This window comes from Acinetobacter gyllenbergii (assembly GCF_001682515.1).
In the GTDB taxonomy this organism is placed as follows: domain Bacteria; phylum Pseudomonadota; class Gammaproteobacteria; order Pseudomonadales; family Moraxellaceae; genus Acinetobacter; species Acinetobacter gyllenbergii.
The window spans coordinates 372,507-399,277 of sequence record NZ_KV575263.1; the positions used below are offsets into that span (position 1 = coordinate 372,507).

General features: G+C 41.4%; 24 protein-coding genes. 10 read left to right on the forward strand and 14 right to left on the reverse strand.

Annotated features, from left to right (window positions below):
• The first annotated feature begins 46 nt into the window (after positions 1 to 46).
• The gene (locus NG55_RS10890) at positions 47 to 1,402 is read left to right on the forward strand and encodes a S8 family peptidase (protein ID WP_065343252.1); all 1,356 of its coding nucleotides are present in this window, start codon (positions 47 to 49) and stop codon (positions 1,400 to 1,402) included.
• A 92-nt stretch (positions 1,403 to 1,494) separates the two neighbouring features.
• Here NG55_RS10890 and NG55_RS10895 read toward each other — a convergent pair whose 3' ends face one another.
• The 7 genes from NG55_RS10895 to glyQ form a co-directional block, all read right to left on the reverse strand.
• Positions 1,495 to 1,905, reverse strand: coding sequence for a hypothetical protein (locus NG55_RS10895; protein ID WP_023271241.1), 411 nt, complete (start codon positions 1,903 to 1,905; stop codon positions 1,495 to 1,497).
• Positions 1,906 to 2,125: 220 nt separating this feature from the next.
• On the reverse strand, positions 2,126 to 2,548 hold the full coding sequence (locus tag NG55_RS10900; protein ID WP_065343253.1) for a hypothetical protein: 423 nt from the start codon (positions 2,546 to 2,548) through the stop codon (positions 2,126 to 2,128).
• A gap of 104 nt (positions 2,549 to 2,652) precedes the next feature.
• Positions 2,653 to 3,126, reverse strand: coding sequence for a hypothetical protein (locus NG55_RS10905; protein ID WP_065343254.1), 474 nt, complete (start codon positions 3,124 to 3,126; stop codon positions 2,653 to 2,655).
• A 178-nt stretch (positions 3,127 to 3,304) separates the two neighbouring features.
• On the reverse strand, positions 3,305 to 3,715 hold the full coding sequence (locus NG55_RS10910) for a hypothetical protein (RefSeq protein ID WP_023271244.1): 411 nt from the start codon (positions 3,713 to 3,715) through the stop codon (positions 3,305 to 3,307).
• A gap of 84 nt (positions 3,716 to 3,799) precedes the next feature.
• Complete coding sequence (gene glyS / locus NG55_RS10915) at positions 3,800 to 5,866, reverse strand: glycine--tRNA ligase subunit beta (RefSeq protein WP_065343255.1); 2,067 nt, start codon at positions 5,864 to 5,866, stop codon at positions 3,800 to 3,802.
• Entirely contained in the window at positions 5,863 to 6,339 is a 477-nt protein-coding gene (locus NG55_RS10920) for a DUF6678 family protein (RefSeq protein WP_016542793.1), read from the reverse strand. Before NG55_RS10920 ends, glyS begins: the two co-directional genes overlap by 4 nt.
• Before the next feature lie 13 nt (positions 6,340 to 6,352).
• Positions 6,353 to 7,330: a glycine--tRNA ligase subunit alpha gene (gene glyQ, locus NG55_RS10925; protein ID WP_004657598.1), complete on the reverse strand. Its 978-nt coding sequence runs from the start codon at positions 7,328 to 7,330 to the stop codon at positions 6,353 to 6,355.
• A 785-nt stretch (positions 7,331 to 8,115) separates the two neighbouring features.
• Here glyQ and NG55_RS10935 point away from each other — a divergent pair.
• The 4 genes from NG55_RS10935 (at position 8,116) to NG55_RS10950 (ending at position 11,943) form a co-directional block, all read left to right on the forward strand.
• Positions 8,116 to 9,378 carry a putative DNA modification/repair radical SAM protein gene (locus NG55_RS10935; RefSeq protein WP_065343257.1) on the forward strand — a complete coding sequence of 421 codons (1,263 nt, stop codon included), beginning with the start codon at positions 8,116 to 8,118 and terminating at the stop codon, positions 9,376 to 9,378.
• Between the two features lie 2 nt (positions 9,379 to 9,380).
• Positions 9,381 to 10,172 (forward strand): TIGR03915 family putative DNA repair protein, encoded by a 792-nt coding sequence (locus NG55_RS10940; RefSeq protein ID WP_171257966.1) that lies wholly within the window; start codon positions 9,381 to 9,383, stop codon positions 10,170 to 10,172.
• A 132-nt stretch (positions 10,173 to 10,304) separates the two neighbouring features.
• Positions 10,305 to 10,721 carry a lysozyme inhibitor LprI family protein gene (locus NG55_RS10945; protein WP_023271251.1) on the forward strand — a complete coding sequence of 139 codons (417 nt, stop codon included), beginning with the start codon at positions 10,305 to 10,307 and terminating at the stop codon, positions 10,719 to 10,721.
• A gap of 121 nt (positions 10,722 to 10,842) precedes the next feature.
• The gene (locus NG55_RS10950; RefSeq protein WP_016660131.1) at positions 10,843 to 11,943 is read left to right on the forward strand and encodes an HPP family protein; all 1,101 of its coding nucleotides are present in this window, start codon (positions 10,843 to 10,845) and stop codon (positions 11,941 to 11,943) included.
• 74 nt (positions 11,944 to 12,017) lie between these two features.
• On the opposite strand, the gene NG55_RS10955 is transcribed toward NG55_RS10950, so the two are convergent.
• Complete coding sequence (locus NG55_RS10955) at positions 12,018 to 12,287, reverse strand: PspC domain-containing protein (RefSeq protein WP_005276002.1); 270 nt, start codon at positions 12,285 to 12,287, stop codon at positions 12,018 to 12,020.
• A 345-nt stretch (positions 12,288 to 12,632) separates the two neighbouring features.
• Here NG55_RS10955 and NG55_RS10960 point away from each other — a divergent pair, with 345 nt between their 5' ends.
• Positions 12,633 to 13,307 (forward strand): hypothetical protein, encoded by a 675-nt coding sequence (locus NG55_RS10960; protein WP_065343349.1) that lies wholly within the window; start codon positions 12,633 to 12,635, stop codon positions 13,305 to 13,307.
• Positions 13,308 to 13,367: 60 nt separating this feature from the next.
• Here the strand turns inward: NG55_RS10960 and NG55_RS10965 are convergent, their stop codons facing one another.
• A complete protein-coding gene (locus NG55_RS10965) occupies positions 13,368 to 15,191 on the reverse strand; it encodes an acyl-CoA dehydrogenase C-terminal domain-containing protein (protein WP_065343259.1) in 1,824 nt (607 codons plus the stop codon).
• A gap of 239 nt (positions 15,192 to 15,430) precedes the next feature.
• Here NG55_RS10965 and NG55_RS10970 point away from each other — a divergent pair, with 239 nt between their 5' ends.
• Positions 15,431 to 17,782, forward strand: coding sequence for a hypothetical protein (locus NG55_RS10970; protein ID WP_065343350.1), 2,352 nt, complete (start codon positions 15,431 to 15,433; stop codon positions 17,780 to 17,782).
• Positions 17,783 to 17,842: 60 nt separating this feature from the next.
• On the opposite strand, the gene aroE is transcribed toward NG55_RS10970, so the two are convergent.
• Positions 17,843 to 18,631, reverse strand: a complete 789-nt coding sequence (gene aroE / locus NG55_RS10975; RefSeq protein WP_065343260.1) for a shikimate dehydrogenase — start codon at positions 18,629 to 18,631, stop codon at positions 17,843 to 17,845.
• Positions 18,632 to 18,691: 60 nt separating this feature from the next.
• Positions 18,692 to 20,173, reverse strand: coding sequence for a MocR-like pyridoxine biosynthesis transcription factor PdxR (pdxR, locus tag NG55_RS10980; protein ID WP_065343261.1), 1,482 nt, complete (start codon positions 20,171 to 20,173; stop codon positions 18,692 to 18,694).
• Positions 20,174 to 20,286: 113 nt separating this feature from the next.
• Between pdxR and NG55_RS10985 the strand changes: the two genes are divergently transcribed.
• Positions 20,287 to 20,742, forward strand: coding sequence for a GNAT family N-acetyltransferase (locus tag NG55_RS10985; RefSeq protein WP_023271253.1), 456 nt, complete (start codon positions 20,287 to 20,289; stop codon positions 20,740 to 20,742).
• A 41-nt stretch (positions 20,743 to 20,783) separates the two neighbouring features.
• On the opposite strand, the gene hemF is transcribed toward NG55_RS10985, so the two are convergent.
• The 3 genes from hemF to ribA form a co-directional block, all read right to left on the reverse strand.
• Positions 20,784 to 21,725, reverse strand: coding sequence for an oxygen-dependent coproporphyrinogen oxidase (gene hemF, locus NG55_RS10990; protein WP_065343262.1), 942 nt, complete (start codon positions 21,723 to 21,725; stop codon positions 20,784 to 20,786).
• Positions 21,726 to 21,854: 129 nt separating this feature from the next.
• Positions 21,855 to 22,328 (reverse strand): DUF4844 domain-containing protein, encoded by a 474-nt coding sequence (locus tag NG55_RS10995; protein WP_065343263.1) that lies wholly within the window; start codon positions 22,326 to 22,328, stop codon positions 21,855 to 21,857.
• 39 nt (positions 22,329 to 22,367) lie between these two features.
• Positions 22,368 to 22,970 carry a GTP cyclohydrolase II gene (ribA, locus tag NG55_RS11000; protein ID WP_016542807.1) on the reverse strand — a complete coding sequence of 201 codons (603 nt, stop codon included), beginning with the start codon at positions 22,968 to 22,970 and terminating at the stop codon, positions 22,368 to 22,370.
• A gap of 304 nt (positions 22,971 to 23,274) precedes the next feature.
• Here ribA and dxs point away from each other — a divergent pair, with 304 nt between their 5' ends.
• Positions 23,275 to 25,191, forward strand: coding sequence for a 1-deoxy-D-xylulose-5-phosphate synthase (dxs, locus tag NG55_RS11005; RefSeq protein WP_065343264.1), 1,917 nt, complete (start codon positions 23,275 to 23,277; stop codon positions 25,189 to 25,191).
• 126 nt (positions 25,192 to 25,317) lie between these two features.
• Entirely contained in the window at positions 25,318 to 26,148 is an 831-nt protein-coding gene (locus tag NG55_RS11010) for an inositol monophosphatase family protein (RefSeq protein ID WP_005238523.1), read from the forward strand.
• The last annotated feature ends 623 nt before the right edge of the window (positions 26,149 to 26,771 follow it).

Consider the following 26,771-nt stretch of genomic DNA (forward strand, 5'->3'; position numbering starts at 1 on the left):
CAGATATTAAGAACCGTTCTTTATCCAAGAACGATGGAGATCAATAGTGAACAATAAAACCTTACTACTTTTAAGCCTGTGTGCTTTTTATACCACCACAACCTCAGCTGCGGCACTCGATGCTGTCCAACTCAAACAACGACTCAGCACCGCAGCATTAAATAAAGTGTCGAATGGCAAAATTAATATTGATGCCTTAGTCGACAATGATTCAAATGATCTACTGATTGAATACGATAGCAGTGCAACGAGCACCACTTTAGGGCGAGAAAAACGTAGCCTGATTGCAGATGCTAAAAGTCAGTTTAAAAATAAATTTAGCAAAGCGGCAGGCTTTCAAACCTTGCGAGAATTTAATGGCCTACCTTTAGGTCTCTATCGTATTCAGAATCGGGAGACGCTGGCACAGGTCTTGAATGATCCAAATGTCAAAGGTGTTTATCCAAACCGTAAAAATGTAACCACCACCATGGAAAGTCTTCCTTTAATTAACCAGCCACAAGCGCTCACAAATGGTTTTACTGGAGAAGGCTCAAGCGTGGTGGTGATTGATACTGGGGTGAATTATAAACATGCTGACTTTGGTTGTACCGCAGTCAATACCCCAGCTTCAACTTGTCGCGTGGTCTATGCCTTTGATAGTGCACCAGATGACAATACTCTGGATGATGATGGGCATGGCAGTAATGTGTCTGGGATTGTTGCCAAAGTTGCGTCTAAAACCAAAATTATTGGGATTGATGCGTTTAGAAAAGTCCGATCACAAGGGCAATGGGCAAGTACCGCTTATGACAGCGACATTCTGGCAGGCATTAACTGGGCGGTAAATAATGCACCAACTTATAACATCAAAGCCATTAATCTAAGCTTGGGTGTGCCTGGGGTGAAATACACCTCGGAATGTAACAATAGCAGTTACAGCACGGCATTTGCCAACGCACGTGCGGCAGGTGTTGTGCCTGTGGTGGCTTCAGGCAACGATGCTTTTGCTGATGGGATTTCTTCACCGGCCTGTGTGAAAGGTGCAGTACGAGTAGGTGCGGTGTACGATAGTAATATTGGTGGGGTGTCTTGGGGCAATCCATTGAAATGCTCTGATCCAACCACAGCTGCCGATAAAGTGACCTGCTTTAGTAATGGTGGCTCATTAGTGACTTTACTGGCACCTGGGGCAATGATTACTGCAGGCGGTGAAACTCAGGGCGGAACTTCACAGGCAGCGCCTCATGTGGCAGGGGCAATCGCATTATTACGCGCCAATGCTGTGACACCATCAGAGACTATCGATCAAACCGTAAATCGTTTAAGAGTGACAGGTAAGCCGATTACCGATACGCGTACAGGTTTGGTGTTCCCACGCATTGATTTACTGGCTGCAACCAGCGGACTCAGTTCGAATTAAGATGATTTTATAGTTGAAAGATCGATCCAAAAATAGTTTAAAAGCCATGACGCGTTGCAACTAGAGATAGATACAACGCGTTCTTTATTGGCTTAATGACATTGTGTTAGTTTATCCGCACTAAAGTTACTTTGCAGTTTTTGAAAGTTGGCTTGAACAGTCGCATCTTGCACATCAAAAGCAGTTGCGGTTGTGGGCTGAGCAAGCGTTTTATCTTGATAGTGTTGGGTGGTAGAGCTTGCTGAAATTAAACCATTTTGGTTAAACACCCACTGCTCAACGGCCTGACCACCATCAAAATAGCCCGTAAATTCAATGTTGCAGTGTTGACCTTGTTTGCTCAGTTTTGCAGTATTGCCTTCAGTTGAAGGCGTGGCGCCAATATTCTTCACTTGTTGTAATGTTTGTGTGCCATTGTTGGGTGTGGATAATGTTGAGCAAGCAGTGAAGCTGATTGCACTGATGCAGGAAAATAGAATGGTTTTAAATTTTTGTTGCGTCATGTGCAAAATTCCAGTCCGATGAATTTATACGATTGAGTCTGTCGGCAAAACTCGTGAAGTTCAATAAATGTTTTGAGCGTACACTGTAAATTTAAAACCTATGTTTCAAATCACTATAACAAATCCGCTGTATATAACTGATATTTTATAGCCCGAAAAAATCTTTATTCTAATGAATCGGCCGCCATAAAAAACCTCTACATGGTAGAGGTTCTTGGGTTTAGTTACTTGACGGTTGGCTCAGTCCAGCACGTTCAATCGGAACATTGCCTTCATTGGTGCCAACCACTGCATCTTTAGTGTCTTGCCATTTCTTAGCTGTGTATTGCTTGGCTTTTTCAGTTTGCGCTTGAACAACTTCAGATTGTTCTTCCGTATATTTCTTGGTGTCTTGCCATCTTTCACTGATCTTTTGTGAGGTGTTATCAGATGCACCTTGGATTGAATCGCCTAAATTCTGCATGCCTTTACCTGTTTTATACAACAAGACCCGTCCTAAGCTTGGATTGTCGCCATAGGGCATCGCTTTTTCAGGCACAGCATTAGAAGCATTGCTTGTGGTGCTAGTTGGATCTGCTGCCCAGAGCGAAGACGATGCAATCAGTGCAGTCGCTAAACAGAGTGCGGGTACTTTTTTGATCATCTTTTTGTCCTTTCCGCGATATTGTCGCAATCGAGATTTTATATCTTATCGTTGGTTCGAAGAAAAGAGTTGGGATGATATGAAATTGATACGGTAAGTAACCTTTAACTAAAACTTATGCAGAAAAAGAAGAGAAATAAAAAGCCAAAAATGCCTAAAAAAATCAAGTAATCTTGTTTGCGTATATGTGCGAGTCGTATGACGGATAAATAGATTGAGCCTAAAAAGATAAATGAGAAAATAAGGATACAAGGGAGTGGTTGATTAAAGAGCAATAGCGTATTGCCAAATAAAATAAAAATGCTGCTGCTGCTGATCCAGTAGAGTAAGGCAAATAAAAATTTCTTGAGTGCTAGTTGACTGACAGATTGATCTAAACGAGGTAAGACAACTGCCAAAAGAATTAGTGCAATCATTCCACCCAAAATTGAAATGATCATAAAAAACAGGCCACTCATATCGGGTTTGGTTCGAATAAATGGAAATACTGTGTAGCTTGTCCAACTGATTAAGAGTAAAGCGGCATGTATAACGGTCAGAATGATATCGATACGATAATAATTTTTAGGTAGCATCATTTTTATTAATCAATGTTTATTAAAAAACTGCTATTACTAGCAGGTTTGTTGAATAGCTGCAAATATCAGCTTAACCTTACATACACTTAGCTGCGTCAGCACGATGGCACTTTGAATGAATGCATTCATTGATGAACGAGGTTGAGCAAATTGAGACAGTACTCATTTTCAAGTTGATTTATTGGATTCTTACAACTTTTTCCACGCGATCAGATGAGTCATAGATCACTTGAATAATTGCTTTGTCTCCTCTAAACGCTGAGTCTGGGATTGATACCTTTTCTATTAATGCATCAAAGGGCAATGTACTTGCGACTAAACCATTATATAAAGCTTGTCCGTAGATCTTAGCGCTGTTCTCTCTTTTATAGAATATAAAAGTATCAATTCGTTGATCACCGATTAATTTACTTGAGCTTGGTGTAATCACTTTGGTAATAAATTCACTTCGAGCCATGCCAATCGCGATAGGATTCTGTATATTTTGATGGTTTTCTATCTCTGGCTGGGCCCTAGAACTAGGATTTAAAGAACAAGCACTTTGTCCAATCGCTAAAAGAGTAGAGAGCAATAAAGTGTATTTTTTCATGTCGTTATAGTCTTATAAAAAGTGTAAATAAAAAAACCTGCTATTTTTAGCAGGTTTTTTTAATAATTTCAAATAAATACAGGTTTAGCCTTGCAATACACTTACATCTGCAATTGCCGTGAATAAATCACGTAATTGAGCAAGTAAACGTAAACGGTTGGCTTTTAACTCTACATCATCTGCCATCACCATCACGCCTTCAAAGAAGGCATCAATTGGTGCACGAAGCGCAGCCAGCTTAGACAAGGCTTCTGTGTAGTTACGCGCAGCAAGCAAAGGCTGAACCACAGGCGTGAGTGCAGACAATTCTGCATAAAGTGCTTTTTCAGCAGCTTCAACCAGATTGGCTTCAACCACAGCACCTTCCGGTGTCGCTTCTTTGGCAAGAATATTGGCAACACGTTTATTGGCTGCGGCCAATGCTGCCGCTTCAGGCAATGTACGGAAATGGTTGACCGCAGTTACACGCTTGTCAAAATCAAGTGGCGATTTTGGTGCAAGTGCTTGTACCGCTTGAATTACATCAACCGCAACGCCTTGGTCTTCATATTTGGCACGGTAACGACCTTCAAGGAATGCAACCGCATCCGCACGGGTTTTATCGTGATCTTTAATGATGTCGCCATAACCTTGTAAGGCAAAGTTCACCAACTCTTCAATGGTCACATCAAGTTCATTTTCGATGATTAAACGCAAGATACCGATTGCAGAACGACGTAATGCAAATGGATCTTTTGAACCTGTTGGCGCTTGACCAATACCGAAAATACCGACCAATGTATCTAAACGATCCGCAAGGGCAATAGTAGTACCTGTTTTGGTTTGCGGTAATACATCACCAGCAAATTTCGGTAAATACTGCTCACCTAACGCTTCGGCAACTTCATTATTCTCACCTTCAAGGCGTGCATAGTAAGTACCTGCAATCCCTTGAAGTTCTGGGAATTCACCCACGAGTTCAGAAGTTAAGTCACATTTAGCAAGTAATGCTGCTTTCTCAGCATCAGCAACATTGGCACCCGTCATTGGAGATAATGCCACAGCCAGTTTCGCAATACGTTGTGATTTATCCCACAGCGTACCCAATTGTGCTTGGAACACCATATTGGCTAATTTTTCTTTACGAGACGCAAGCGGTTGCTTTTGGTCTTGTAAGAAGAAGAATTCCGCATCAGACAAACGAGGACGTACAACTTTCTCATTCCCTTCAATAATTTGAATCGGATCTTTCGACTCAATATTTGAAATGGTAATGAAGTAAGGCTGTAATTTACCTTCGGCGTTGATTAAGCAGAAATACTTTTGGTTATCCTGCATGGTGGTAATCAAGGCTTCTTGTGGAACCGCTAAATAACGTTCTTCGAAAGTTGCACGTAAAGCTACAGGCCATTCAACCAGACTGGTGACTTCATCAAGCAAGTCTGCTGGCACAATAGCAGTCGCATTGACTTCATCTGCCAATGTCTTCACTTGTGCTTGAATGGTTGCTTGACGCTTTTCGAAGTTCGCAACCACATAGGCTTGTTCTAGAGTTGCTAAATAGTCATTTGCATGCATCAAAGTCACGGCTTCAGGTGCATGGAAACGATGACCATAAGTCACATTACCTGCTGTATGATCTTGAATGGTTGCTTCAACCACTTGATCATCTTTCAGTAACACGACCCATTTTACTGGGCGTACGAATTCAGTACGGCTTGCCGCTGAACGCATACGTTTTGCGATTGGTAAGTTATCCAATGCAGTCTGTAAAATTTGTGGTAGTAAAACATCAAGACTTTGACCTTTGACATCTTTCAAGAAGCAAACTTTTTCAACTTTACCTGCTTGGAACGTCGAAAGCTGATCAACCGTAATGCCTTGACCACGCATAAAGCCTTCAAGTGCTTTGGTCGGTTTGCCTTCAGCATCATAAGCCGCTTGCACAGCAGGGCCATCAAAACGTTTTTGTGTATCTGCCTGAGCAGCATCGATATCAACAATTTTCAATGCTAAACGACGTGGCGCAGCATAGGCTTCGATAGAGGCGAAATTTAAGCCAGCCTCTTTTAAGCCTTTTTCAGTTTCTGCTTTAAGTGCATCACGTAAGGTTTTTAAGCTTTTGGGTGGAAGTTCTTCACAACCCAATTCAAATAGTACGGTATGTGTCATTTCCATGTATCCGAAAAAATATGGTGTGGTTGTACAAAGTTGGTTTGGGGTGGAAAATCTGTTTCATCTTTGGGCAGGTATCCCCAAATTCGAATGACATCTTCACGTTGTTCAAACTCTAAACCAATCTTTATCAATAAATTTTTAAATCGAGCCGAGTGGTCAATGATTTTCTTATGTCCCCAAGGCTTTTCCACCTGATGCTCTAAAGTACTTAAGTCTAGCCATAACACCCCTGCAAATGGATAGGGTAAATGACCAAACCATTCAACATCCCAATTGCTGATAAATTTATTGCTGATCCAGCAATAACGATAACTAGGACCCCAGTCATCGTTTTGCATGAATGTGATCAGCTCAGACCACTTGGTATTGTTGGCAGCACTCACCCATTGACCATTTTGAACAGCGTTGGCAATGCTTTGTTGCTGATCGTCAATACCATAATGGACAATAGAGTGCGGATTTTGCATCAGACAGATAACTTTAGTCTTTTGCTTTTAATGAAGCTTCTGCTTCAACTTGTGCTTTAAGTTGAGCCAATACTTCATCACGCAAATGTGGTTCTGCCATCGGGAAACCAAGTTTGGCACGGGCAGCCACATAACTTTGTGCAATTGAACGCGCCAAAGTACGAACACGTAAAATATAACGTTGACGTTCAGTTACCGAAATTGCACCGCGCGCATCCAACAAGTTAAAGCAATGCGATGCCTTGATCACTTGCTCATAAGCAGGAAGTGGCAATTCAGCTTCGATTAAACGAGAGGCTTCAGCTTCATAGAAGTCGAATAATTCAAACATCTTGTCGACTGGCGCGTATTCGAAGTTATAGGTTGATTGCTCAACTTCATTTTGATGGAATACATCACCATAGGTTACGGTACCGAATTGACCTTTGGTCCAAACCAGATCGTAAACTGAGTCTACACCTTGAAGGTACATTGCCAGACGTTCTAAGCCGTAAGTGATTTCACCTGTCACTGGGTAACATTCAATACCACCGACTTGCTGGAAGTAAGTGAACTGAGTCACTTCCATACCATTTAACCAAACTTCCCAACCTAAGCCCCATGCGCCAAGTGTTGGAGATTCCCAGTTATCTTCTACGAAACGAATGTCGTGAGTTAGGGTATCAATCCCGATGGCTTTTAGTGAATCAAGATAAAGCTGTTGAATATTGTCTGGGTTTGGCTTAAGTACCACTTGGAACTGGTAGTAGTGTTGTAAACGGTTCGGATTCTCCCCATAACGACCGTCTTTCGGACGACGTGATGGTTGAACATAAGCCGCGTTCCAAGTTTCTGGCCCCAATGCACGTAAGAAGGTCGCAGTGTGGAAAGTACCTGCGCCCATTTCCATATCATATGGTTGTAATACGACGCAGCCTTGCTCCGCCCAATAGTTTTGTAGGGCAAGAATTAAGCCCTGAAAGGTATCAATATGCGATATAGCACGACTCATGGTGCATCCACTGGAATCAAACAAAAATTGTGCTTAAGTATAAGGATTTTGTAGAGGAGTGGCAAAGGCTAGTTGGGGAATTTCAGCTTTGAACAGCTTTTAGATTTATTTGCTGTTCTGACTAATAGGATCCAATTGGTCACGGCAAATGTAAGAGAGAAAAAACAGAGAATAACAAAGAATCTGAATGGGATAATATTGATTTGGGCTGTGTTTAAAATAATGATCAAGCTCGGGATAACAAAAGTAAATAAAAGGGCATAAGCCATAATCGAAAAGAAATTCAGCAATTGGTATTTTTGTAGCAACAGTTGCACAAAATAGCTTGGAAGAAAAACCAGAATGAAATAGATCAAGGCAATGTACAGGACAACCAAGAATATCTCATACAATACTTTGAATATTTCTGTGGAAAAGTAATGATCAGGCGCAAAAAAAGCGACAAATATAAAATAGATGGGAACACCTGCATAGAAGGGTGTTTGGATCAAACAGCGCCAAATTTGTGCTTTGCTGACAATCAGTTTTTGAGTGAATGGTTGTGCAAGTTTTTGAAGTATGGGGTTCATGGTATTTTAATCTTTATTTATTTCAATTGTTTATATTTAGGTTGTAGAGTTAATCAAGCTATTGCATTGAATCGTCTTAATTTTTGCTTATAACAAGTCCTCGACCCACAACTATACGTCAGCTCATGACGTATTGCATCTCTTGGGGACTTAATTTCACAACTTTGAAATGCTAATTTTTAAACGATATTCTCTGTTCTCCTTGGGTCGTTTGAAATGTCTGATCGCATTCGTGAAAAGCTACAAATTTTAGCGGACGCTGCCAAATATGATGTGTCCTGTTCCTCCAGTGGCAGTGACCGTAAAAATAAAGACAAAGGTTTAGGCGACGCCAGTCGAGCAGGAATTTGTCATAGCTATACCGAAGATGGACGCTGTGTTTCTTTGTTGAAAATCCTGTTCAGCAATGTTTGTATTTTTGATTGTGCCTATTGTGTGTCACGTCGTTCCAATGATGTCAAACGGGCGGCATTTACGGTACAGGAAGTGGTTGACCTGACCATTAATTTCTATCGCCGTAACTATATCGAAGGGCTATTTCTCAGTTCAGGCATTTTCAAGTCCGCCGACCATACCATGGAACGTATGCTGCAAGTGGTGAAGAAACTCCGCTTGGAAGAAAACTTTAATGGCTATATTCATCTTAAAACCATTCCAGGTGCTTCCCCTGAATTGATTCATGAAGCGGGCCTGTATGCTGATCGCATGAGTATTAATTTAGAAATGCCTACAGAAGTAGGATTAAAAGCCTTTGCTCCTGAAAAGTCACATCAAGAAGTACAAAAGGATTTGGGGCTGGTTCGGGATCGTTTGATTCAACTTAAAGATGAACGTCAAATTATTAAGCATGTGCCGAAATATGTCCCTGCAGGCCAGACTACACAAATGGTGGTGGGTGCACATCAGGAAACGGATCAAGATGTGCTGTTTATGGCAGATCGGCACTACAAAGAATTTAAATTGAAACGGGTCTATTTTTCAGGCTATATCCCGATTAATACCGAGAATAACTATCTACCTGCGGTTGGCTCTGCACCGCCTTTGCTACGCGAAAATCGACTTTATCAGAGCGATTGGTTGATGCGTTTTTATGGCTTTCAGGTCAATGAAATCGTCAATGAACGATTCCCACATTTGGATTTGGACGTTGACCCAAAACTCAGTTGGGCCTTGCGGCATCCTGAACAGTTTCCGGTGGATTTAAATCGAGCTGATTACCTGATGATTTTACGCGTGCCGGGTATCGGGGTGAAATCCGCTAAGAAAATTGTACAGGCGCGTCGTTTTGGCAAAATCCACATCGACCTATTAAAGCAATTGGGTGTGGCCTATTCACGTGCACAATATTTTATTCGTTGTGAAGACAGTCCACGTTTCCAGAAGGAACTTTCTTCTGGTTTTATTCGTCAGCAAATTTTGACCCAAGGCACATCCAAATATATTAAGCCACTTTCTCCACAGTTGAGTTTGGGGTTTTAATGATGTTGAATCAGAAACTCAATTATTGTTTTGATGGCTCAATGTTGGGGTTATTGAGTTGTGTATTTCGCGCTTTTCAGTTTAAAGAATTTGAGGTACAACTGTGTTTATTGGGTGAGACACAACATGGTTTATTTTCCGATGTTGTTGATGTCGCCAATCATGAGCCACATGCCCAACGGGTTTGGTCTGCTTTACAACAGAAGCTTTCTCCAGCTGCGCTAAAGCAGATTTATTTTGCCTCCTTGTCTGAGTCACTGGAGGCTTATCAGCATCTCTTTAATTATTGCATCTATGTGTTTCAGCAGTCCTATTCGATTGAAAAAGATTATTTACATCCAAGTGTGCTGGCGATTTCTCAATGGACCAAAAAAGTTGGCCGTGAAAAGCATCGGATGGAGGCTTTTGTACGGTTTAAGAAAACCACGGATGGGCTGTTTTTGAGCTTAGTTCGTCCCGATTTTAATGTACTGCCTTTGATTCAACCGCATTTTAGACGCCGTTATCAGGATCAGCGCTGGCTGATTTATGATGAGCAGCGTAACTATGGTCTTTATTACGACCTCAAGCAGATTCATGAGGTCTTTATGGATGCTGATAAGATTGATTGCAATCTGCAAAAGGGCGGTAGCCAAAGTTTTCAGTTAGAGTTGGATGAACAAGAGATCTTATATGATCAGCTTTGGAAAGATTATTTTCAGAGTATCAATATTAAAGAACGGCAAAATATTAAATTGCATGTGCAATATCTGCCGAAACGTTATTGGCGTTATCTGAATGAAAAATATGTTTAGCCTAGTTGGATCCTTGCAAAATAGATTGCTTCACAACCATGACCAGCCGTATGTGGAAGAATAAAAAAATCAGCATCAGCGTAATTTTTGATTATGATTTGAAAAGATGACAAAAAACAAAAGAGCCAATCAATGACAAAATTAATGTTTAAAGTCGCATTACTGATAATGACCTGTTTGAGTGCTCATGCTTTTGCCAAAGCACAGGATAAAACCATAGATCCTTATAGCCAATGTGTTGACGAAACCATTCAAGAGCTAAAATTGGGTAATATCAACAATGCAGTGGTGGAAATCTGTAGTACCAGAACTAAAACCTTATATACCAAGCAGATTGTACAATTATTGGATCGAATTAAAAAACAGAGTCAGGAGTATAAGCAGCCTGAACGTTATAATGACATTATGAAATCGCAGCAACTCTGGAAAAATTTTGTGGATCAGGAATGTCGTAATGCGGGTGCCTATATCGGTTCACCAATGTATGAATTTTGTCCGATGCAAAAATATGCTGAGCGATTGGAACAGCTAAAAGAATATTTAAATTGATCAGCTTCCTTATTTAATCGTTTTAGTCATTATTTAAAACTGTAATTTAAATACATCTTAAGCTTGAGTAGGCGTATACTGCTGCATCGAATAAAACAACACGATTCCAGCAAGGTGCATTGTGAGCTTGACCCGATCAGACTGGCTAAATTTTCTAAAACCCAACTATAAAGTTCTACCTTTAAAAGAGAGGGGGCTTTCCGCGCTTGGTGCATTATGCGGCTTGGCGATTTCATCACTGATCAGCTGGTATGTGCTGGGTGGGATGAATGCATGGTATATCGCACCGATGGGCGCATCTTCGGTACTGTTATTTGCAGTACCCAATAGTCCTTTGGCACAACCATGGAATGTGATTGTCGGAAATACCTTGGCTGGGTTTATTGGTGTGGTTTGTACGCAATATCTACCCGACTTAACTGGTGCTTTTAGCGTTGCTGTCGGTTTGGCGATCTTCCTGATGATGACAACGGACTCCTTACATCCACCAAGTGGTGCGGTTGCGATTACCGCAGTATTAGGTGGGGATGCGGTGCATCGATTGGGCTTTCATTTCATCTTATATCCAGTGTTATTGAACTCTATTTTATTACTCGTATTTGCGGTGTTCTTTAATCGTTTGATTGGACGACATTATCCACTCACCGCCCATGTGAATGAGCGTTCTAAAGATCCGACACCGACCCAGAAAGTTTCGATTCAACCCAAAGATATTGAATATGCCTTAGAGCATCACACGGAGCTGTTGGATATTAGCCAGTACGATTTAGAAAAAATTATTCTGGAAGCGCAATCGCATGCCAATGAACGCTTGGTGAATACATTCGTTTGTCAGGATATTATGAGTCGTGATGTGATTAAGCTACATGAGCATGATGACATTCATCAGGCCTTAGATAAGTTTAAGGCGGTGAATTTAATGAGTTTGCCAGTCGTGAATGCCGATGATCATTTGGTTGGGACTTTGGCCTTATATGAAGTGGTGGAGTGGTTTAAGGGTGCAACAGATCCACGCAACTCTTGGCAGCATTATGTGCGACAAATCATGAGCCATACAGTCGTGACGGTCAGTCCTACGCAGCCGATTCAGGATTTGGTGCCTTACTTTGTCGAAAAGTCGTTTAACTATATTCCCGTGGTTGAAGAGCAACGCTTGATTGGGATAATCAGCCGTGCGGATATGATTGCAGCCTTGCAACAACAACTGAATCGTCAAGCCTAAATTTTAGCTAAAAAAAAAGCTACGGTTGGATTAGGGGTAATTTCAACCGTAGCGACCAAAAAGGTAAAAGAGAATTAACGTTTTATGCTTTGGTCTTCATAAATCGTTTTTACAGGTTGGTTATAACCTTGCACATGATCAACACGGGCTTGCTGTTGTTTTGGAATCACCAACCATAAAATCAAATAGACCAAGATACCCGGGAAGGCTGCACTCATGAGTGAGATCACAACAAAGATCAGGCGTAATAAATTTGCGTTCCAACCAAACCGTTCCGCAATACCGCCCATCACACCAGCGATCATGCTTTGTTGGTTTGAGCGATATAAACCAGAGTTGGCCATCGAGTTTGTCTCCTTAAATTGATGAAACAGCAGTAAAAAATTAAATTATTTCAGTTTAGGATGCTGTTAATTAAGAAATAGGGTCGGACTGAATTTTTTAAAGTTTAAACAGATGGGAAATTAGTTAAGTTGTGTAAATCTTTGATGGAAAAACCAACAGCATCGCCTAAAATGCACCGAATTAAAGCATACTGCTTTGTCAATTTGCTATTTCAGTCCTATCGCATTGGCTATTACCCATTTGGGGAATAGACGAACATGGCAATGATCCCTATATTTTCCGAGGTTCGGGGTCTGTTTGTGAAACGCACGCGATAACGATATTGATGTTAGAGATTTATGAATATGCAGTTCAGGTTATTCTTACAGTATGTGAGTGTAGGAGTTCTATTGAGTCTTGGTTTGAGTGCTTGTGATAGCCATCATCCCGAGCCAATGAAGCAACAACAAGCCCAGATGCAATCGAGTCGTAATGCAAGTGTAGTGCTGACCGATGAACAGGAACCCGTTGCCTCTGATACACAAGGCTTGTCATTGACCCAAGTGGCTGGTCAAGCAACATTGCCATACTCTGCGGACCGTAAACATAATTTGAGTAAGCCTTCAGAAGCCGATTTGGTCTATGCGGGCCGTTATCATGCACGTATTCCTTGTAGTGATGCCTTTGCGGGCTGCGTCAATAATGAGAAAGAAGCGGAATATATTCTGAATTTAATGGCGGATGGCTCCGTATTTTGGACCAATACCAGTTTTAGCCGACTTGGTTCAGACCCATCGCGTAATATTGCCAAGATTGAGCAAACCTGTAAGCAGGTCCAGTGGCATGTGCATAAAGAACTGAATGAAATTATGATTCGTTGTGATGCTGCGGATGTCAATTTGTATTATCAAGTCAGTCCAAATCAGGACTTGGTGATGGATCTGGACAAGATATGGAATGGCGATAATGGACGTAACCGTAAGTTCTTTAAAGAATATCCATTCCCAGAACAGGCCTATATATTTAAGAAAGTAGATTAAATCACCTATATTCAAAATAAAAAAGAGCGCATTCAGCGCTCTTTTTTATTTTAGTTCCGATTAGTAATCGAAGCTGAAATGTTCAGGTGCAAGTGAAGTCAAAGTGCGAGAGGTTGTCACCATTGATTCCGCATGGCCTTGTGCACGTGGTAATAGGCGGTCGAAGTAGAAATCTGCAACTTTGATTTTTGCTTTATAGAATTCTGGGGTTTCGCTACCGTTACCTGCTTCTAATTTCTCAGAAGCCACCACTGCTTGTTGCGCCCAGAAATAAGCCATCATGACATAACCAGAGAACATCAAGAAATCAACTGAAGCTGAAGAAACGATGTCACGATCTTTACGTGCAGCAAGCATGATACGAACGGTTAAGGTATTCCATTGTGCGCAAAGCTTAGTTAAGTCCCAAGCAAAACGACGGAGATACTTGTTACGTGCGTGAGTTGCACAGAACTTCAAGATTTCAGCAGTGTAGTCACGAACCACTTTACCTTTTGAGCTTAACAGCACTTTACGGCCAATCAAGTCAAGTGCTTGGATACCCGTCGTGCCTTCATACAAGGTAGAGATACGTGCATCACGTGCGATTTGCTCCATACCCCATTCACGGATATAGCCATGGCCGCCGTAGACTTGCATACCGTGGTTGGCTGCTTCTAAGCCAAGCTCAGTCAAGAAACCTTTTAAGATCGGGGTATAAAAACCAAGTTTGTCATCATAAGCTTCATACGCTGCTTGATCGCCATTGACCAATGCATCTGTCATTTTGTCTGCAAGTTTAGCAGCATGATAGATCATCGAACGACCGCCTTCAGCAATCGCTTTTTGCGTCAATAACATACGGCGAACGTCAGCGTGGTGAATGATCGCATCACCTACACGCTCAGGCTCTTTCTTACCAGAAAGGGCACGCATAGACATACGGTCTTTTGCATATGGTAAAGCACCTTGGAATGAAAGTTCAGCGTGCGCAATACCTTGAACTGCTGTACCGATACGGGCAGTGTTCATAAAGGTAAACATTGCATGTAAACCTTTGTTGATTTCGCCGATCAAGTAACCCGTTGCATTGTCAAAGTTCAATACTGCAGTAGCAGAGGCTTTGATCCCCATCTTGTGTTCGATTGAACCACAAGAAACAGTATTACGCTCACCTACGCCGCCATCCGCGGTTGGGATGAATTTAGGTACGATGAACAGCGAAATACCACGTGTACCTGCTGGTGCATCTGGAAGGCGAGCTAATACGATGTGGATGATGTTCTCGGTTAAATCATGCTCACCTGCAGAAATGAAGATTTTAGTACCAGAGATTTTGTAGGTGCCATCAGCAGTAGGTTCTGCTTTAGTTTTAACTTGACCTAAGTCGGTACCACATTGCGGTTCAGTTAAGCACATTGTGCCAGACCAAGTTCCTTCAACCAATTTAGGCATATAGGTATTTTTTTGCTCATCTGTACCGAACTGCATGATCGTGTTCATACAGCCTGTGCTCAAACCTGGGTACATGGTGAATGACCAGTTCGCCGTTCCCATCATTTCAGATTTGATCAGGTTTAAAGACATTGGCAAGCCTTGACCGCCAAACTCTTCTGGATAAGAAAGACCTTGCCAACCACCCATAACGAATTGGTCGTATGCTTCTTTAAAACCTTTTGGTGTAGTGACTTCGCCGTTGTTAAACGTACAGCCTTCTTCATCACCAGATTGATTCAATGGTGAAAGTACGTTTTCGCAATAATCTGCTGCACCTTCAAGAATCATATCAACTGTTTCAGCATCCGCATTTTGACCACTTGTCAAAGTTTGGTAATGTGCTGGATAATCTAACATTTCGTTCATTAAGAAACGAATATCACGGAGCGGGGCTTTATAAGCTGGCATAATCTTAATCCTGTATTTGAATCATTTTGGATTATCTGTTTCGATACTTTGATTATTCACAATGGTGATAAAAATACATTGATAATCACTTGGGAAAAGAATGTCAGAAAAGCGAATTTCCTTGAAGATAAGTTCTTAGAAAAACCACATTTCTGTTGGTGTCAAAACGGATATGAAATGTGAAAATTACTCAATTTTAGAATTGAAAATATAATGATATAAAGGTGTTTGGTAAAGCTATGCGTATAAAATATTTAACTTTATGCTTAATGGGTCTGAGTCTTTCTGCATGTTCACAACATGTCATTAAAACCAATACAGCTTCGACCAATCTGGAACAGAAAGCCATCAATAGTATGAATGCGATGTACGAATATCCGAGCTATGATTATCGCGGAAAATTTAATATTCATGTTGAACCGAGTCAACAGCATAGCAATACAAAAGCAGAAAATGCTGTTCTGGATACGGCATTGAAACAAAAAGTCGATCAATATTTACGAGATCAGAAGGTCAATTTAAACGCAAAACAAAAACAAGCGTTGTATGTGGCCTTGGCACAAGAACAAAAAAGCAATGGTCAGACCAAGGTAGATAAGTTTACCCAAATCATGGCCAATGTCCTCAATGACATGCAGTTTGAATATGATGGTTCAGTGCATTATCGCCAGAAAATGGGCTCATTTAACCTGACAGCGCGTTATGAAAAGCCAACTTTGCTGGTACAAGCTAAAATACCGATGGTTGTTGATCTGAATAATTATAAATTTTATATCAACTATTTTGCCCTGATGCCGTATTTGGTCAATAAAGACAGTCAGAATAATCTGGCTTATTTAGATTTTTCTAAATATCAGGATATGTTCAAGCACGTGGATTACAAAAAATTTGCTGAATATACGAAAGCTTCTGGCGCCGTCTATTATCGTCTTGCAGATCAAAATAACCTTCAAGCCTTATCGGTTTCTTCTGCTGATCAAGCAGCAGGTGTGGTCGAGAAAATTCGTTTAAAAAGTTCAATTGAAGAACTGATTTTACAAGCCAATTTGTATAGCAAGGTCAATGAAAAATACTTCATGCAAAATGTTCTCAACATTAAGGAAGAGAATCTTGAGAAACTGATTGCCAATGAAGTTGATGCTGCAAGTAAATCAGAAAAAACCGCTTCATTATTGGATAAGAAAAATTCAGCGGATGATGCCAGTGTGGTCAGCCAAGAATTGTATCGCTTGGTGAATAAACACTTTGGTGTGGAGGATGAGGAAACTGAATATGATGCTGAAGCAGTAGATATGGATAAGGCCGAGGAAGATACGGCGTTAGCCGCAGCGGCGCGAGCAGTTGCAGCAGCGGCTGATGATCCAGAAGCATCTGAATATGCTGAAGTATCCGATGATTCAGAAGTATCCAAAGACGAACAGGCGGGTTTAACTGAGGAGCAATGTACAGCTCTGCAAAATACAGCAAAAACCACATATGGCGATGCACAGTATTGCCAAAGTATGTATGACATTGATGTCTTTGGTACGCAAGCTGAATCTGGTTTCTTGAGTTATATCACTAAATTACAAGCGGTCGAAAAACAGTTTGCTGCCTATGATCAAAATCAATTTATTGATGATCAGGCATTTAAGGCACTTTGGATCAAGCATCAAGCGGATATTGCAAAAGCATTGCCACCAGTTGAGAAACGAAATCCATTTACTATGGATATTGGTTTGGATGCCCAAGGGCGTGCGGTTAAATTAGACTATGATTTAAACTATGGCCTATCTGAGTTGAAGTCACGTTTTAGTGTCAAAGCCGATATGTTGATTTCAAATTATGGCAAAGCCACCCCAATTGATCAGGCACAATTGAAACGTGCGAAGAGTTGGTCAGAAGCAAGTAAAGGCTCGATGCTAGAACAAGCAGTGAACAGTTTCTCTGAGAAATTAGGTCAAGCAGGGGTTCAAGAACGTTCAGCAGAACCATATACCATGTCTTTAGAAGATCAACTCAAAGTAATTGCGGAACAACGCTATGATGCAACGCATGCTTATGACCAAACCTATAAAGCAGTATTCATTGCAAAATTGACAGAAAATGCACCACAAATTGTACAGCGTTATTCAAGTCAAGAGTTGCAAGAAATTGCCACTGTATATGCATACTGGTATGCCAATGAAGAGGTTTATAATCCAAAAGGGAAAGCGCTACAAAGCATAGAAGCCTTACAGAAGAAGCATCATCTTGAAAACGAAGACCAGTTTGATGATACATTGGGGCAAGCGGTAAATCGTATTGTACTGGATGCCGTGCATGGCGATACAGGTCGTCAAGCGTGGAAAAAGCTACAAGCGCAATATAAGCAACCACAGCAGTTATTTGCCAAGCAATATCAAATCCAGTTCGAACAAGAGAACGGCGCTTCAAGTGAGGAAAAAGTCTTACTTGGACAGACCGCAAATATCTTAGGGCAAGTGTATGTGGATGCGCGTAAGAATAAATTGTCTGGGAAGTCGATTCAGTCTTTAAAAATCGAGCATAACGAATTTATTGATTATGAGATTTTTAAAGAGGTCTATCAGAAGATGCTGACCGTTAAATAATTTCTTTATCCTCAATAAAAAACCTGCAAAATGCAGGTTTTTTATTTTGTATTTGGATAATTATAAAAAGTCTTTGAGTTCAGGTTTTACCCCATTCCAGATCGAAAATGCTTCAATCGCTTGACCCACTAACATGCCAAAACCATCAGTAGAGGGGATCTGGCGTTGTTTGGCCTGATCTAGAAAGCTTGAGGGTTTGCCATAGGCCATTTCATAAGCATGATGAAACACTAAGCTTTCAGGCAGTTGTAGCGTATCCCCAGTTAAACTTGCGGATGTTGCATTAATCACAAGATCAAATTCACCTGTCAATTGATCTAAGCCAATCGCTTTCAGCTCAGCTTGCGGGACTGCGTCCTTTAAATCGTCAACGAGTTGTTCAGCGCGGGCAAGGGTACGGTTGGCAATCACAATCTGTTGTGCACCTGCTTGTACCAAAGGGTAGATCACACCGCGGGTTGCGCCACCTGCGCCTAAAATTAAAATACGGCTATTTTCTAAGTTCCAATCCAATGCCTGAATTGCCGCAACCAAGCCTTGGCCATCAGTATTATCACCATACAGTTTGCCGTCCTGCATCCAGAGTGTATTGACGGCTTTGGCGATCTTGGCACGTTCAGTCAGTTGATCACATAACGCAAAAGCTTGCTCTTTAAACGGTACGGTGACATTCATCCCTACACCATTCTGGGCAAAAAAAGCCTTTGCTGTGCTTTCAAAACCATCTAAGGGCGCAAGGATTTTTTTATAGTGTAGATCGACCCTAGTTTTTGCTGCGAATGCATGGTGGAGCTCAGGTGAGCGGGATTGTTCAATCGGATTTCCAATTACAGCAAATTGTTTGGTCATTGTGCGATGATCAACTGAAGAAAATAGCTGAAGTGTATAAAGTTATTGATTTGATCGCAATCAGATCATGGATACTTTGATGGCTTCAGCCAGCTTTTGGATATTGCGCCAAATTTCATCAGGTTGATGTGCCGCATAACCAAATAAGACTGCGCTTGGGGAATCGTCGGTTTGGCAATATCGAGAAAGGGGTTGAACCGCCAAATCAACCTTTAAGCAGTAAGCAATAAACTCTTGTTCCGTCCAATCTGGATTTAACCAACAGAGTAAATGTATTCCTGAGTCAGTTACTTGAATTGTTAAAATATCTGCGAGATAGGTTTGGATCGCGCGAATTAATACCTGTTGACGCTCATAACATGCTTTACGTATTTTGCGGACATGCCTTGCGTAATGGCCTTCTTGGATAAAAAGGCTTAAAGCAACTTGTTCTAAACAAGAACATTGGCTGTCGATTTGCTTCTTTGCAAGACTAAATAGTTCGACTAATGCCTCTGGTATCACCATAAAGCCTAAGCGAAACTCAGGGAACATCATTTTAGAAAATGTTCCTGAGTAAATCACACGTTGCTGATGATCTAATCCTTGTAAGGCTTGAATAGCACGAGAGCCGTAACGAAACTCACTATTATAGTCATCTTCAAAAATCCATTTTTGCTGTTGCGTAGCCCATTCCAACAGCATTAAGCGGCGTTTTAAACTCAATGTACCGCCTAATGGAAAATGATGTGAGGGTGTTGTATAAATCAATTTACTTTGTGCATGATGTTGAACGATGTCTGGAATATTCATCCCTTCATCATCACTTAAAATGGGTTGTGTTTTTGCCCCAAAACTCTGGAAAACTGCTAAAGCTGCATCATAACCAGGTTCATCCATGCAGACCTGATCCTGCTTCTGCAATAAGGCGAAAGCGGTTAAATGGATCGCTTGTTGGGTTCCGTTCACAATCAAAATTTGTTGTGTTGTGCAATTCAAGCCGCGTGTTGAACGAACATAGTTACAAATTGCTTGTCGTAGAGCCAAGTAACCACGAGGGTCATGCGTTTGCCCCAATTGGTGGTATGACTGCCGCCAAGCTCGGCCCAGCAGTTTCTCCCAAAGTTGGTGTGGGAAAAGATCAACACATCCGACTCCTACATGAAAAACTCTTTTTTCTTGTGATGCTTGTTGTAATTGCCAAGTTTTAAGATGTTGGGCCAGATCTTGATTAATATCTAAGTTTTGAGCTGTTATTGAAGAATTAATAGGAGGTTGAGCTTGTGCTTGAATGAATTGGTCGGGGATGAGTGCACTGACATAGGTTCCAGAACTTGGTTTGGTGATGAGATAACCTTCATCCAATAAGCGCTCTAATGCTGCTAAAACCGAGTTACGAGAGATAGACATCATTTCTGCTAATGTGCGACTTGATGGAAGTTTTGTTCCAGCATGAAGCCTGCCATCTAAAATGGCGGTATGTAAGGCTGTGTATAAGGCGTCTTTAATGTTGCCTTGCGCTAAGACGAGATGAGGAAAATGGGCAGCAGATGAATTTTTCATTTCGAGTAAACTGGTACTGTCAAATAAATCAAAACTGTATCTTATAAACCATCCACAATCAAAACTACACTGCTAACTTCATTTCCAAGACCATAAAATTTAAGGAAAATTTCATGCAGTATCAAGACATCCACGTGACTCCTGTGCAACAAGATGACTATCAACAGTGGTTACCCTTTTGGCTGGCCTATCAGAATTTTTACAAGGTGGAACTGTCTAGCGCCGTTACACAAACCACATGGCAACGTTTCCTTGATCAAACTGAGCCCGTCTACTGTGCGGTTGCAAAACAAGGAGATCAGCTTTTAGGTTTTGTACATTACGTCATTCACCGTTCAACTTGGGCGAAAAATAACTATTGTTATTTAGAAGATTTATTCGTTTCACCAGCACAAAGGGGGCAGTTGATCGGAAAGCGCTTAATCGAATATGTGCAGCAACAAGCGAGGGAACATCAGTGTGATCGCTTATACTGGCATACACAGGAAACGAATCATACGGCACAGAAACTCTATGACTGGATTGCAGAAAAGCCAGGGATTATTGAGTATCGGATGCATTTAGATTAAGAAAAAAGCCAAAGCAGATGGTTGCTTTGGCTTTTAGATGGTTAAGCATTCAAACCCAACCAATCTCTTGGTTTTAGATAATAATCGGTAAGACGCTTTTCTGCTGAGTTCTCATCCCACTCAGGGCGATACGACCAACCTGCAAGATTCGGCAAACTCACCAAGATCGATTCAATACGGCCACCAGTTTGTAAGCCAAACAAGGTACCACGGTCATAAACCAAGTTATATTCGACATAACGACCACGACGATACAGCTGGAACTCACGTTGAGCTTCAGTATATGGCTGTTCACGGTACTTTTCAAAAATTGGCAAAATCGCTGCTAAATAGCCATTACCTACAGCTTGCATGTATTTAAAGCAAGTTTCGAAATCCCATTGATTTAAATCATCAAAGAATAAACCGCCGACACCACGCTGCTCATCACGATGCTTTAAATAGAAATAATCATCACACCATTGCTTATGTTCTGCATAAACCGTGTCACCAAAGGGCTGACATAAGTCATACGCAGTTTGATGCCAGTTGAGAACATCTTGCTCGTCAGGATAGAACGGGGTTAGGTCAAAGCCACCCCCAAACCACCACACTGGATCTTGGCCTTCAGGCTCAGCGACAAATAAGCGAACATTGGCATGCGAGGTTGGGATATTGGGATTTTTCGGGTGAATCACCAACGAGACACCTAAAGCTTGTGCTTTCGCGCCTGCAATTTGTGGATGACGTTCAGTCGCAGAAGCAGGTAGCTTGCTGATATTGATGTGGGAAAACATCACCCCACCTTTTTCAATCACTTCACCATTTTGCAAAACGCGAGAGCGACCACCGCCACCTTCGGTTCGCTGCCAATCATCAATGATAAACTCAGCGGTGCCACCGCCAGCACGTTCCTGTTGCTCTAGTCCTGCACAAATCCGTGCCTGTAGATCGAGTAAAAACTCACGAACACGTTGAATATCAGCTGAAGTTGGATGCTGCATGATGATCCTTTTAAAGTGATCTAGGAATTATTGATATCAAAACACAATTCCATAAGAAAAGTAAGGGATTTTTGAGTCAAGATGAAAAATGCATGGTCTAGGGTGTGGTGCTAGGGGATAACCCTATTTTTACTTAGACTGCGCAGCGCGACTCTTTTCAATAAGCCGATTAATTTCTTCGTTATATAGCCAAGTATTTAAAATACCTTCAGAACTTTCCAAGCCCGTAATATCTAAAAAATGTTCAAATGTACCTGCAACTTGCTCCCTGTCATCTGTACCAAGTGAATCAGGATCAATTTGATGAATACCGTCAGAAAGTATTTTCAGTCGCTGTTGTTTACTTGGTTGATCAGAGTGCTGATAAAGCTGGATGTACGCTTCAGCAGTGTGGGCTACTTTTTGATTCAATACTCTTTTCAAGTGATTATCTTGAACGCCTGTATAGAGATAGCCATCACTTAGAAAATGATCTTGCTGCTTAAATTTATGTAATTGATTGATAATTTTAATATTTGAAGAGGGTATTTTATGCTCATTTGCTTGAGTGTAGCCACTTAGTAACAGGAGACCTGTTACTAAGAAAATACTGAATAACTGCATATTAATAAATACTCTTTAACGAGCGAGATGACTCTAAACTCAGAAGTCATCCTTTTTATAGAGATGATCCATACGCTCACGTTTGGTTTTTAAATACTGTTCATTAAATGGGTTTCGACCCACTGTCAATGGGACACGATCAACCACATTGATGCCTAAATCCGTTAATGCTTTTAGTTTTAAAGGATTATTGGTGATTAATTTCACTTCTTTAACTTGAAGATGATCAAGCATAATGCTGCACATATCATAACGACGCGCATCGGCAGGTAGGTTTAATAACAGGTTCGCATCAACCGTATCATGCCCTTGATCTTGCAAGGCATAAGCACGGATTTTGTTGGTCAAACCGATACCACGGCCTTCTTGGCGTAAGTACAAAATCACGCCTTGACCCGCCTCATTAATTAAGCGTTGAGTGGCTTGGAGCTGGGGGCCACAATCACATTTCAGCGAGGCGAAAGCATCACCTGTCAAGCATTCTGAGTGGATACGCACGAGTACCGGCTGGTCTGGAGCCGTTTCTAAACCTTTGGAAAGCGCCACATGTTCTTCGCCCGTTTTAGGGTCTTGAAACACAGAAATATTGAAGTCACCAAAAGCGGTGGGAAGCTTTGATGTTGCAATAAATTCAATCGGCACAGAGAGCTCACTATGATAATAAAAACAGTCTGAGTATAGCCTAATGTATGAAGATTGCGTGAATTGGAATTTCTGATTTTTCACATAAGTTTTTCTTTTTCATACAAAGCACACAATAATGGTTGATAAACAGTGACATAATTCAGGATAATCTGCGGGCCAGTCATTAAGATTGACATGCAAATGTTCAGCACTGCATCATTTGCTCATGTGGCTGATTGAAGGTAGATCGTATTTAATTGTATGATTGCCCCCATTTAACCCAGCTTCGGATTTGCCAGGCTTAAAAAGGCTTTGCCACATTATGTTGTATACCGAAATTCCAACTCAACGTCCTGTTACGCCATTGTTAGATGGAATTGACCATCCACAACAATTACGTCAGCTCGAACAAAGCCAACTCGAACAAGTGGCGGATGAGTTACGTCAATATATTTTGTATGCAGCAGGACAAAGCGGTGGACACTTTGGTGCAAATTTAGGGGTGATCGAACTGACGGTTGCCTTGCATTATTGTTTTAACACGCCTGATGATCGTTTAGTCTGGGATGTCGGCCATCAAGCTTACCCACATAAAGTACTAACAGGTCGTCGTGAGCGGATCACCACGATTCGCAGTAAGGATGGTTTAGCTGCTTTTCCAGCACGTGATGAGTCTGCGTTCGATACTTTTGGCGTAGGGCATTCCTCAACTGCAATTTCAGCTGGTTTGGGTATGGCCTTGGCGCGTCGCTATCAAAAAGATCCATGTGATGTGGTGGCGATTGTTGGTGATGGTGCGATGACTGCGGGCATGGCTTTTGAAGCCATGAATGATGCGGTTGCACATGATGCCGATTTAATCGTAGTTTTAAATGACAACGATATGTCCATTTCTTGTAGTACCGGTGGTTTTGCCAAGCATTTGGCGGCGATTTGGGAAACAGGTCAATTGATTAATGTGAATGAGCAAGGGGAAGCCTATGTTCAGCCACATCCAAAGTGGACTTATAATTCGCGCTTACATCAATCTGCGACTGATGCCGCTGATAATTTATTTAAAGCGATTGGTTTTGATTATTTTGGACCATTTGATGGTCATGACGTGCAACAGCTGGCACAAGTTTTCCATGCGCTGAAAAAACGGAAAGGCCCACGTTTAGTTCATATTTATACAAAAAAAGGTAAAGGTTTCGCGCCTGCGGAAGCTGATCCAATTACCTATCACGCCATTACCAAGATTGCACCAGTGGTTGCTACCGCTGCAAAAACATCAACGGTAAAAGCGCCACCTAAATATTCAGACGTATTTGGGCAATGGCTGTGTGATGAAGCAGCACAAGACCAACGCTTATTGGCAATTACGCCAGCGATGTGTGAAGGCTCAGGCATGGTTAAATTTGCGCAGCAATATCCTGAGCGTTTCTTTGATGTGGCCATTGCAGAACAACATGCGGTGACTTTAGCGGCAGGTATGGCATGTGAAGGTTTAAAACCAGTTGTTGCGATTTATTCGACTTTCTTACAACGTGGCTATGATCAGCTGATCCACGACGTGGCACTGCAAAATCTCGATGTTACTTTTGGAATAGATCGTGCAGGTCTGGTCGGTGAAGATGGCCCAACCCATGCAGGTGCATATGATTATGCTTATATGCGTACTGTACCCAATATGGTGATCATGGCACCAAAAGACGAAAATGAATGTCGTCAAATGTTGCATACCGCTTACCTTTACCAAGGGCCAACAGCGGTACGTTATCCGCGTGGTGTCGGCACAGGCGTTGAAATTCAGCAGCAGATGACCACGATGGAAATAGGTAAAGCTGAAATCGTGGCTGAATTTAATTTGGATGCTGAACAGCAGATTAGTGTCCTTGCCTTTGGTAGTCGTGTTGCAGCCTCTATCGATGCTGCTGAACAGTTTGCACAAAAACATGCGGTTGCTGTGCGTGTGGTAAATATGCGCTTTGTGAAGCCATTGGATGAACAAATACTGCGTGACTTAGCACTACAGACTGAACTTTTTGTGACTGTTGAAGAACATGCGGTGATGGCAGGCGCGGGCAGTGCCGTCAATGAATTTTTGGCCCAAGCACGTATTCTCAAGCCGATTTTGAATCTGGGCTTGCCAGATACGTTCTTACATCAAGCTACGCATCAACAGATGCTGCATGATTGTGGTTTAGATACTCAAGGAATCTTGGCTTCAATTGAGCAAGCTTGGTTTTCTCATCACTAAGTTGATGTAAAAGTTAGAATAATTTTTAGCAACATTTTTCCCCTAAAAGCGCTTATATTTGATAGAATATAGGGGCTTTTATGCATTATTCTTTGTCAAAATCTTCAAATTTGTAGTGGGTGTTCAATGGAACCTATGGTGGTTATGGCTGCGCGTGCGGCTCAAACAGTTGGTCAAGAGCTTTTAAAGGCTCATCAAAATCGTCATAAACTCGATTTACAAGTTGAAGAAAAAGGCATTGATGGTCCAGTAACGCGTGTTGATCGTTACTTGGAAGAATTGACAATTGAAACGCTTCGTAAAAGTTATAAAAACCACAGCTTCCTTGGTGAAGAGTTTGGTATGCAAGAAGGTAAAGGTCACGATGCAGATTGGTGCTGGGTGATTGATCCTTTAGATGGTACGCAAAACTTTATCAACGGCTTTCCGCATTTCTGTATTTCGATTGCTGTACAACATAAAGGTGTGACTCAACACGGTGTGATTTATGATCCAGTCCGTGATGAATTATTCTCTGCTAGCCGAGGTCGCGGTGCAGTGATGAATCAACGCCGTATTCGTGTCAATGTAAAAGATAGCTTGGAAAATACTTTCCTTGCAGTCGGTCATCCATATCGTGCAAAGCGTAATGGTGAAATTGTTTCTTATGCAGAACAACATTTCGCTTCATTATTGGCTGTAACTAAAGCAGGCGCACAAATCCGTCGCGGTGGTTCTGCTGCATTAGATTTAGCTTATGTTGCAGCTGGTCGTTTTGATGGTTTCTTTGAGTTGGGCTTAAAACCGTGGGATATCGCTGCGGGTGAGTTGATTGTAAAAGAAGCAGGCGGTGTTGTGGTTGATGCGCGTGGTGGGAGTGAGTCATTTGACAATGGTCAAGTGCTTGCATGTTCGCTTAAAATGTTAAAACCATTAATGCAAGCAGTTGTTCCAGCTTGGGGCGATGCTGCAAAATAATTTGTAGATTAAAAAAAGAGTAGCTAAACGCTACTCTTTTTTTTGTGTAATAGAGCGGGAACAATAAAAAGCTGAAATAAAAGTAGAAAAGCCGTATTGATTAAATAAGCAGCCCAATAAGGGGGTGCATGCATCGCGCCGAGAAAGGCAATCAATAATTGTCCAATTACGATGAAGCTACAAATTGTATAGGTGAGGAGGGGGTATGTTTTATCCAGCATTAGTACGGATGCGAAGCCACGGGCAATAAAATAAATTGAAAAAACAAGGCAGGTAAAGAACACACCTTCAATTGGATACTTAAAAATGTATTCTGTGCCATGAATAAATGGGGACGGATTCTGCTGCTGTCCATGATAAATAATATTCAGACATCCTAAGAACCATACGCCTAGTAATAATTTGATGAGCATAAAATTGTTTTGACTCTTATTTTTCATGTCACAGTTAAAGTAATCTGTTGTTGCTAAAAAGAATAATTGTACAATTACTGGAAGTGTGTAGCTTATTTGTGACCGTTAAGCCTAGTATTTTCTAAAAAAACGTGACTTTCTTAAACTTTCTGCTATAATCCGCCCACGCACTTAAATTCCAGTTCATTACCTGAACATTCAGTTCTATTC

Excerpts from the sequence above, each read along its gene's own strand:
- NG55_RS10905 (WP_065343254.1), bottom strand. The coding sequence starts at position 3,126 with ATGATGCTACCTAAAAATTATTATCGTATCGATATCATTCTGACCGTT.
- NG55_RS10970 (WP_065343350.1), top strand. The coding sequence starts at position 15,431 with ATGCGTATAAAATATTTAACTTTATGCTTAATGGGTCTGAGTCTTTCT.
- NG55_RS11010 (WP_005238523.1), top strand. The coding sequence starts at position 25,318 with ATGGAACCTATGGTGGTTATGGCTGCGCGTGCGGCTCAAACAGTTGGT.
- NG55_RS10910 (WP_023271244.1), bottom strand. The coding sequence starts at position 3,715 with ATGAAAAAATACACTTTATTGCTCTCTACTCTTTTAGCGATTGGACAA.
- aroE (WP_065343260.1), bottom strand. The coding sequence starts at position 18,631 with ATGACCAAACAATTTGCTGTAATTGGAAATCCGATTGAACAATCCCGC.
- NG55_RS10895 (WP_023271241.1), bottom strand. The coding sequence starts at position 1,905 with ATGACGCAACAAAAATTTAAAACCATTCTATTTTCCTGCATCAGTGCA.
- NG55_RS10955 (WP_005276002.1), bottom strand. The coding sequence starts at position 12,287 with ATGGCCAACTCTGGTTTATATCGCTCAAACCAACAAAGCATGATCGCT.
- NG55_RS10965 (WP_065343259.1), bottom strand. The coding sequence starts at position 15,191 with ATGCCAGCTTATAAAGCCCCGCTCCGTGATATTCGTTTCTTAATGAAC.
- dxs (WP_065343264.1), top strand. The coding sequence starts at position 23,275 with ATGTTGTATACCGAAATTCCAACTCAACGTCCTGTTACGCCATTGTTA.
- NG55_RS10995 (WP_065343263.1), bottom strand. The coding sequence starts at position 22,328 with ATGCAGTTATTCAGTATTTTCTTAGTAACAGGTCTCCTGTTACTAAGT.
- NG55_RS10945 (WP_023271251.1), top strand. The coding sequence starts at position 10,305 with ATGACAAAATTAATGTTTAAAGTCGCATTACTGATAATGACCTGTTTG.
- NG55_RS10940 (WP_171257966.1), top strand. The coding sequence starts at position 9,381 with ATGTTGAATCAGAAACTCAATTATTGTTTTGATGGCTCAATGTTGGGG.
- glyQ (WP_004657598.1), bottom strand. The coding sequence starts at position 7,330 with ATGAGTCGTGCTATATCGCATATTGATACCTTTCAGGGCTTAATTCTT.
- hemF (WP_065343262.1), bottom strand. The coding sequence starts at position 21,725 with ATGCAGCATCCAACTTCAGCTGATATTCAACGTGTTCGTGAGTTTTTA.
- glyS (WP_065343255.1), bottom strand. The coding sequence starts at position 5,866 with ATGACACATACCGTACTATTTGAATTGGGTTGTGAAGAACTTCCACCC.
- NG55_RS10960 (WP_065343349.1), top strand. The coding sequence starts at position 12,633 with ATGCAGTTCAGGTTATTCTTACAGTATGTGAGTGTAGGAGTTCTATTG.
- NG55_RS10985 (WP_023271253.1), top strand. The coding sequence starts at position 20,287 with ATGCAGTATCAAGACATCCACGTGACTCCTGTGCAACAAGATGACTAT.
- NG55_RS10900 (WP_065343253.1), bottom strand. The coding sequence starts at position 2,548 with ATGATCAAAAAAGTACCCGCACTCTGTTTAGCGACTGCACTGATTGCA.
- NG55_RS10935 (WP_065343257.1), top strand. The coding sequence starts at position 8,116 with ATGTCTGATCGCATTCGTGAAAAGCTACAAATTTTAGCGGACGCTGCC.
- NG55_RS10920 (WP_016542793.1), bottom strand. The coding sequence starts at position 6,339 with ATGCAAAATCCGCACTCTATTGTCCATTATGGTATTGACGATCAGCAA.
- pdxR (WP_065343261.1), bottom strand. The coding sequence starts at position 20,173 with ATGAAAAATTCATCTGCTGCCCATTTTCCTCATCTCGTCTTAGCGCAA.